Annotated in this window: 4 protein-coding genes; 3 read left to right on the top strand and 1 reads right to left on the bottom strand. The window is 29.4% G+C overall.

What is annotated here, in order from left to right:
• The first annotated feature begins 100 nt into the window (after nucleotides 1-100).
• Entirely contained in the window at nucleotides 101-3,703 is a 3,603-nt protein-coding gene (gene rpoB, locus F795_RS0102935) for a DNA-directed RNA polymerase subunit beta (protein WP_022936232.1), read from the top strand.
• A complete protein-coding gene (locus F795_RS0102940) occupies nucleotides 3,703-8,130 on the top strand; it encodes a DNA-directed RNA polymerase subunit beta' (protein WP_022936233.1) in 4,428 nt (1,475 codons plus the stop codon). The genes rpoB and F795_RS0102940 overlap by 1 nt, the downstream gene beginning before the upstream one ends.
• 65 nt (nucleotides 8,131-8,195) lie before the next feature.
• Here F795_RS0102940 and F795_RS03695 read toward each other — a convergent pair whose 3' ends face one another.
• Nucleotides 8,196-8,714, bottom strand: coding sequence for a hypothetical protein (locus F795_RS03695; RefSeq protein WP_022936234.1), 519 nt, complete (start codon nucleotides 8,712-8,714; stop codon nucleotides 8,196-8,198).
• Nucleotides 8,715-9,086: 372 nt separating this feature from the next.
• Between F795_RS03695 and F795_RS0102955 the strand changes: the two genes are divergently transcribed.
• The coding region (locus F795_RS0102955) for a helix-turn-helix domain-containing protein (protein ID WP_027120306.1) at nucleotides 9,087-9,299 on the top strand (213 nt) is incomplete at its 3' end.

Here is a 9,299-nt window from a genome sequence, read left to right on the forward strand (position 1 = left end):
AAAATGCAACTACAAACTGAATATTAAAGAATATTTGAAAAAATATTTAATACCTAAATTACAAATTATTAAATTTATTATATAAAAAAGAGGTCATTATATGGCACAAAAAAAACAATATGAAAACAGATTATTTGGACCTACCACTATTAGACGTGATTATTCAATAAGTCAAAAAGTTTTCGAAACCCCTGACTTTTTAGAGATGCAAAGAACATCATTTAAAAAGTTTATAGAAGAGGATATTGAAAAAGAACTTAGAGAGATTTATCCTATTGAAGCTCACGGAAAAGTAAGAATTGATTATTTATACAATACAGTTCATTTTGATGTTCCAAAAAAATCAGAATTCGAATGTATTAAAGAAGCAAAAAGAAAAGGTTCTTCATATATTGGGAAAGTTAAGGCTAAACTTAGACAAACTAATATTGCAACCGGTGAAGTTGATGAAGCTGAAGTAGTTTTTGCTGAAATTCCTATTTTAACTAATGGTGGTTCATTCATCATTAATGGAGCAGAAAAAGTTATTGTTCAACAATTAACTAGATCTACTGGTGTTTATTTTGGGGTTGGTGTTAGAAATAAACAAGCAAATGACTTATTCAACAAAGTTGAAATAATTCCACAACTTGGTTCATGAATTGAAATTTCTCACAAAGTAACTTCAAGTAATGTAGATACAGTAAAAATTGCAATTGATAAGAACAAATCTTTCCTTTTAACAACATTTTTAAAAGCATTAGGATTTTCTAAAGCTGGCATTTATGAAATGTTTGGCAAAATTCCTCAATTAAAAGAAACTTTCAAAAGAGATAAAATTGTTTTTGAAGGTGAAAATGCGCTTGAAGAAATTGTTAAAGAAGCACAAGAACATATTTATAGAGTAATTAGAAAAGGTGATCGTATGACTTCCGAAAGTGCGAAAAACCTATTACCTATCACACTATTCAATGCTAGAAGATATACTTTAACCGAAACCGGAAGATTTACATTAAACCGTAAATTAAATGTTATCGATAGAATTTTAAATACATACCTAGCTGATAATATTTATTCATATGATGGTTCATTATTATATGAAAAGGGTACTTTCATTACTTTAGATATTGCTAAACAAATTCACGAAGATTATAAAAATAGATTAATTCCTATGTGAAGACTTCCAAACATTGATGCTACAGTTTATGGAAATCAAATTGATTTAGAAGGCAATGAAGAATTAGGAAATAGACTTTATGTTCCTGCAATTAATATTTACCCAACTGAAAACGATAAAATAAATGATAAAAAAGTTTTAGTATTAGGAAATGACCCTACATCAAATGAAAACTTTTTATTAGTACCAGATATTATCGCAACAATATCTTACTATTTCAATTTATTAAGCAATGTTGGTTATGATGATGACCCCGATTCATTAATTAATAAGAGAATTGTTACAATTGGCGAACTTTTACAAAACCAATTTAAAATTGGACTTATTAAATTAGAAAAAAATACTAAAGAAAGAATAGTTACTAAAGAAATAGAAAAAATTACACCTAAAAATGTAACCAATAATAAACCTATTTTTAATCAAATGAAGTCTTTCTTTAACACTTCAAAATTATCACAATTTATGGATCAATGTAATCCACTTGCAGAAATTTCTAACAAGAGAAGAATTACTTCACTTGGACCTAGAGGTTTAAATCGTGATACTGCGCAATTTGAAGTTCGTGATGTGCACCCTACTCATTATGGTAGAATTTGTCCTATTGAAACTCCTGAAGGACCAAACATTGGACTTATTTTAAACTTAGCTTCATTTGCTAAGATTGACAAATATGGTTTTATTCAAACTCCATACTTTAGAGTTAAAAATAGAAAAGTTGATTTTTCTCAACCTGTTTATTTAACAGCAATCGAAGAATTAAACGTAGTTATTGCTCAATCAACAATCAATGTTAAAAATGGTATTATCATCGACGATGTTGTTATGGCAAGAAAAGATAATGAATATATTCAAGCAAAAACTGAAGATGTTAATTATATTGGTGTTTCAAACCGTCAAATGACTTCTATAGCAGCTTCTGCTATTCCATTTTTGGAAAATGACGATGCTAACCGTGCTTTAATGGGTTCAAACATGCAACGTCAAGCAGTCCCTGTTATAAAAGCAGAAGCTCCTTTGGTAGCTACTGGAGTTGAAGCTGACATCGCTAAATATTCATCAACTAACTTAAGATCTAATACTACAGGTAAAGTTACTTATGTAGATGCAAACCAAATTAAGATTTTAGCTGATGGTGCTAAAAAAGCTGATGTTTACAATTTAAGAACATTTGAAAGATCTAACCAAGGCACATTAATTCACCAAATTCCTATTGTAAAAGTAGGCGATGAAATTAAAGAAGGCGATTTACTTGTTGATGGTCCTTCTATGAAAAATGGAGAAATGGCATTAGGTAAAAACGTTTTAGTTGGTTTTTCAACTTGAAACGGATATAACTATGAAGATGCTGTTATTCTTTCAGAAAGACTTGTTAAAGACGATGTTTATACATCAATTCATATTGAAGAGCAAACAATTCAATTTAGACAATCAAAAGCTGGAGAAGATTATCTTACAACTGATATACCTAACGTTTCTAATTATTCAAAAAGATTTTTAAATGAAGATGGTATTGTTAGAATTGGTTCAGAAGTTACTGCTGGAGATATTTTGGTTGGTAGAACTAGTCCTAAAGGTGAAGAAAATCCAACCCCTGAAGAAAAATTAATGGCTGCTATTTTTGGCCAAAAATCTTCTAACCGTAAAGATACTTCTTTAAAAGTAAAACACGGACACAACGGAACTGTTGTTGACGTAGAAATTATTAGCCGTGAAGATGGTGACCAACTTGAAGAAGGCGTAGAAAAAATAATTAAAGTTTCTATTGCTCAAAAAAGAAAAATTAAAGTTGGGGATAAGATGGCAGGGCGTCATGGTAACAAAGGTGTTGTTTCGATTGTTCTACCAGTTGAAGAAATGCCTTATTTAGAAGATGGTACTCCACTTGATATGTTATTAAATCCTCAAGGTGTGCCTTCTCGTATGAATATAGGTCAAGTTCTAGAACTTCATTTAGGACAAGCTGCTAAAAATCTAGGTGAAAAATTTGTTACACCTGTATTTGATGGAATTACACACAATCAAATTAAAGATATTTTAGAAGAAGCTAAGGTTAATCCAACAGGTAAAACTGTGGTTTATTCTGGATTAACAGGCGAACCATTTGATAACCCAATATCAGTGGGTGTTATGTATATGCTTAAACTTTACCACATGGTTGATGATAAAATGCACTCAAGATCAGTTGGACCTTATTCTCTTATTACTCAACAACCTCTTGGTGGTAAAAGTCAAAACGGTGGTCAAAGATTTGGTGAAATGGAAACATGAGCCATTGAATCATATGGTGCAAGTAATGTTTTACAAGAATTACTTACATATAAATCAGATAATATAGTTGGTAGAAATCAATTATATAATGCTTTAGCAAAAGGCACTAAATTACCAAATCCAGGTATGCCTGAATCATTCTTAGTATTAGCACATGAACTTAGAGGTTTAGGAATTAAATTAGAAGTTCATGAAAAAGCTGATGAAGAATTAGAAGAAAAAGATGATGTTAGAGTTGATACAAAATACTATCAAGAAATAGAAGGGAGTGGTGAATAATGAAAAAATCTAGAAAATATGCTACTTTAGATGGTGATAAAATTTCAAAAATTTCTTTAGCTCTTGCTACTTCTAATGATGTAGAAACTTGATCACATGGTGAAGTTACTAAACCTGAAACTATCAACTATAAATCATACAAACCAGAACGTGGTGGACTTTTTGATGAAGTTATATTTGGACCAATGATTGACTATCGTTGTCCTATTTGTGGCCATAAATATAAGAAAATTAATGAAGGTACATTATGTACTAGAACAGAACTTTGTAAACAAGAAAAAGTTGAAATATTACCAAAGATTTCACGTAGAAATCATATGGGACATATTAAACTTAATTCACCAGTTGTACACTTTTGATTCTTTAAAGTAGACCACTCAATAATTTATAAATTATTGGGTCTTACTGTCGGAAGTAGTCATGAAGCTGTTAGAAGAACTGACTTAGAAAATCTTATTTACTATAAGAGTCATATTGTTTTAGAAAGTGGTGGTTTAAAATCTCTTCCTAAAAATACAATTATTGATATTAACGAAGCTGCTAAAATTTATAGCGGTGCTTTAGAAGAATTACTTCAAAAATTCCCTGAAGGTTCTGAAGAATATATTGATATTAAGGACACTTTAGTTGATTTACAAGATAAAGCTGCTTCTAAAATTGGGCAAGATTATGGTATCGATTTCTATGAACTTAATATGGTTATAGAACACTACTCTGATGCTAAAATTGGTACCGGTTCTTTGGCTATTGAATATTTACTTAAAAATGTAAATCTTCAAGACGAAAAAGCTAAAGTTAGTGCAGAAATTAAAAAGATAAATGATGAAGAAGCAAAACAACATTCAACTTCATCATCTAAGCAAACTCGTGATAGATTATACAAACGTCTTCAAGTTATTAATGCATTTATTGAATCTAAGCAAGATCCAACTAGTATGTTAATTTATAACTTACCAGTTATTCCTGCTGATTTACGTCCTTTAATTCAACTAGATGGTGGACGTCATTCAACAAGTGATATTAATGAATTATACCGTCGTGTAATTATTAGAAATAACCGTTTAAAACAATGACAAGATAAGGATGCTCCTACTCTTGTTTTGCAAAACGAGCTTCGTATGATTCAAGAAGCAGTGGACGCTTTAATTGATAATCAAAGAAGATCACCTAACCCTGTTTTATCTAAAGATAATCGTCCATTCAAATCAATTTCGGATGCTTTAACTGGTAAAAAAGGACGTTTCCGTCAAAACTTATTAGGAAAACGTGTTGACTATTCTGGTCGTTCTGTTATAGTTGTTGGTCCTTCTTTAAAGATGCATCAATGTGGTATTCCACGTGAAATGGCTGCGAAATTATTTGAACCTTGAATTATTAATAAATTAATTACAAAAGGTGAAGCTGTAACTGTAAAACAAGCTAAAAAAATGATTGAAGATCAAAACCCAGTTATTTGACCTTATGTAGCTGAAACTATTCAAGGAAGATTAGTTCTTTTAAATAGAGCGCCTACATTACACCGTTTATCTATTCAAGCATTTGAACCTGTTTTAGTTCGTGGTAAAGCTATTAAGTTACACCCATTAGTATGTACACCATTTAATGCTGACTTTGACGGTGACCAAATGGCTGTACACGTACCTGTTTCAGAACAAGCTCTTTTAGAAGCGCGTGAACTTATGCTTGCAAATAAAAATATTTTAGGACCTAAAGATGGTGAACCTATTATTAACCCATCACAAGATATGGTTTTAGGTATTTATTATTTAACTAAAGAAGAAAAAGGTGCTTTAGGTGAAGGAAGAATATTTGATAATTATGATCATATGTTAAGAGCTCTTGAAGCCAAAAAGGTTTCATTGCATGCTAGAGTATGTTTACCTATTTCAGGCATTAAGAGTCTTAAATTATTTAATCCATCAACTAAAACTTTATATTTAATTTCTACAGTTGGTAAATTTATATTTAACAATATATTCCCTAATACATTTCCATTTATTTTTAACAATGAAGTTAAAAATTCAAATAGCCTTGAAGACTATTCAAGAACTATTAATAAATATGTAATAACTTCAGGTACAAATGTTAAAGAATATATTAAAACACTTCCTATTTTAAGCGCATTTAACAAGAAAAATATTGCTGCTATTATTAGACATATTTTTGATAAATATGTAGCTACTGCCACAATACAAGACATTGCTACAATTATTGATAAAATAAATGATATTAATGAAGAAGATTTAATCTTAAACTTTATTGAACTTAAAAATAGCAATAATAATAGACGCATTGATATGGAACATGCTCTTTTACTTAATGCATTTACTAAAGAAGAAATGAACAAAGTTATTTCTTTAAGTAAAGATAGAGTATTACATAATGAACATATTCCATTTTCACCTTCTGAAAAAGCAACTATTTTAGACAATGTTTGATTTAGATATACTAATGTCGTTGCTTCAATTTTGGATGATATTAAAGATTTAGGTTTTAAATACTCAACAATTTCAGGTATTTCTATTTCATTTGCTGATATTCTTGAAACCGATAAGAAAAATGAATATATAGCCGAAGGTGATGAATATATTGCTAAATTACGTAATTACTATGACAACGGTTATATTACTGATGATGATAAATATACTTTATCAATTAAAAAATGAGAAGAAGTTAAGGATAAAATCCAATCTGAACTTAAGAAAATTATTGAAAATAATCCATCAAACCCAGTTATAACAATGATAAATTCAGGTGCTCGTGGTAATCTTTCAAACTATGTTCAATTAGCAGGTATGCGTGGTCTTATGGCTAACAACACTAAAACTACTAAGGCCGATGCTAAAAATGATAGAGTTGTTCGTTCTATTGTTGAAGTTCCTGTTAAATCTTCATTTATTGAAGGTCTTACTGCATTTGAATTCTATTCATCAACACATGGTGCAAGAAAAGGTCTTACCGATACCGCTCTTAACACTGCTAAATCAGGATATTTAACTCGTCGTTTAGTTGATGTTGCCCAAAACATTGTTGTTAGTGAAGAAAACTGTGGTTCAGATTATGGATATGTTGCAAGAAAAATTGTAGATACAAAAACCGGACAAATTATTGTTGATTTAAAAGAAAGAATTATTGGCCGTTACACAAACAAACCAATATACAAAAAAGTTAAATCAGTTAATGAAGATGGTTCAACTACAAAAGAAATTGCAGGAAGAAATACTTTAATAACCGAAAAGATTGCACAAGAAATTATTGATGAAGGTTATGAAGAAGTTGAAATTAGATCTATTTTAGGTTGTCATACAAGGAATGGTGTATGTAAAATGTGTTATGGTAAAGACTTAGCAACTAATAGAGTTGTTAATATTGGTGAAGCAGTTGGTATTATTGCTGCTCAATCAATTGGTGAACCTGGTACACAACTTACAATGCGTACATTCCATACTGGTGGGGTTGCCGGGGGAGAAGATATTACTGGTGGTTTTACTAGATTAATTGAACTTATTGACGCCCATGAACAACCTTGAGGTAGACCTGCTACAATTTCTCCATATGCCGGAAAAATTTTAGATATTGAAGAATTGAAAGATGAAGGACAATATTTAATTAGCTTAGAATATTTAAGTACAGCTACAAACAAAAAACAAGTTGCTAAAATTTATATTGAATCTAATAAAAAACTTAGAGTTTCAAAAGGTGATAAAGTTAATGTTGGTCAAAAACTTTCTGAAGGTCCAATTATTCTAAAAGAACTTTTAGAATTAACTGATACATTAACAGTTCAAAACTACTTGCTTAAAGAAATACAAAGAATTTATAGAATTCAAGGTATTGCAATTTCAGACAAATATATTGAAATTATTATTCGCCAAATGATGTCTAAAATATTAATTACTATACCTGGTGATTCTAAGTTCTTTGCTGGTGCTATTGTAGATATATTTGATTATCAAGAAGAAAATGCTCGCTTATTAACAGAAGGTAAAACTCCAGCATATGGAAAGGTTGTTATTAAAGGTGCAAAACAAGTTCCTTTATTATCAGACTCATTCTTAGCTGCAGCTTCATATCAAGAAACTTCAAAAATTTTAGTTCATGCAGCTATTTCTTCTAGAAATGATAAACTTTTAGGCTTAAAAGAAAATATCATTATTGGAAAGAAAATCCCTGCCGGTACTGGACATAGAATATATGAAATTAATTCTAAATATGATATAAAACCATCAATTCAATATTTTACTCCACAAGTGGATGGTTATACATATGAAGACGGAACTGACTATAATAGTGAATCTTTAGTACCTATTGATTTGGAAAAACTTCAAAAAGAAGTTGAAGATGAAATAGATGTTAATGAAAATAGTTCAGTAGTTGAAGAAGATACTTCATCAGAATTTGATGACTTTAATGAAGATAATAATTAATTATTAGTCTCAAACTAAAAAGTACAACATTGTAAGTTGTACTTTTTTCATTTATTTAAAAAAATTTAATTAATTCTTGACTCAACATATGTTAAACGACGATCTATCTCAGCTACCTTAGCTTCTAATGCATCTAAACGTTGCTCAATTCTATCTACTCTTTTTTCGAGAGCATCTAAACGTTGTTCAATTCTATCTACTCTTTTTTCGAGAGCATCTAAACGTTGCTCAACTTTATCCATTCTTTTTTCAAGAGCATCTAATCTTGCTTTAATTTCATCGATATCAGGTTGTATTAATTCTTTAACCGCAAAAGCAATTTGCATAATTACTTCTTTTGTAATAATAGGCTCAGCTTTTGGCGGGGTTATTGGTTTTACTTTCATATCTTCCTCCTGATATCTAACAACTAGAAACTTATAATCTGCATAGTTACTAAATTGGCACAATGCACAATTTAAATTACTATATTTATTCATAAGTTTCTTAATTTCGGATAAACTCAACTTTACATAAGAAGTGGTTTCTCCAAATGGCTCATTGAAATTGTCATTATCTTTATTTATGGTCTTGCCTCCTTTCATTTTATAACATTTTTTTACTATTTTTTTAAAAAAATAATTTTTAAATTAAATTAAATATTTTAAATAATTGATTGAATAGTATTAACTATTCATCTTTATTTTTGCATAATTTTTATTAACATATTAAAGAATGGACTAATTTGAGAAAAGATTAGGAATAAAACTTTATTTTTTTTTATTTTTTGCTTTTGATTTTGAAAATAAATAAAAAAACTTGGATTAATTTGTCCAAGTTTTGCTACATTGCAACATGAAGTGCAACACTTGACAAATTTGTTAAAGTTGTTGCATTTTTTTTATAAAATAAAATTGAAGGGATACTTTTCCCTTCAATATAACTCTTATGCATTGCTTAAAAAAAGAGGTTACAATATGAATTATACACATATTAATTATGAAGAGAGAGTTTTAATTGAACATTATTTTAATTTAAATTATTCAATTAATAAAATCGCTAAAGAAATTAATAGATCTCCTTCTACTATTTCTAGGGAATTAAAAAGAAACTTTGATAGCAACATAATGAATTACAATTCGAACTCTGCAAGTCAATTAGCACACAAAAGAAGATATCATCGTTTTTAT

This window comes from Metamycoplasma orale ATCC 23714, assembly GCF_000420105.1.
GTDB lineage: Bacteria > Bacillota_I > Bacilli_A > Mycoplasmatales > Metamycoplasmataceae > Metamycoplasma > Metamycoplasma orale.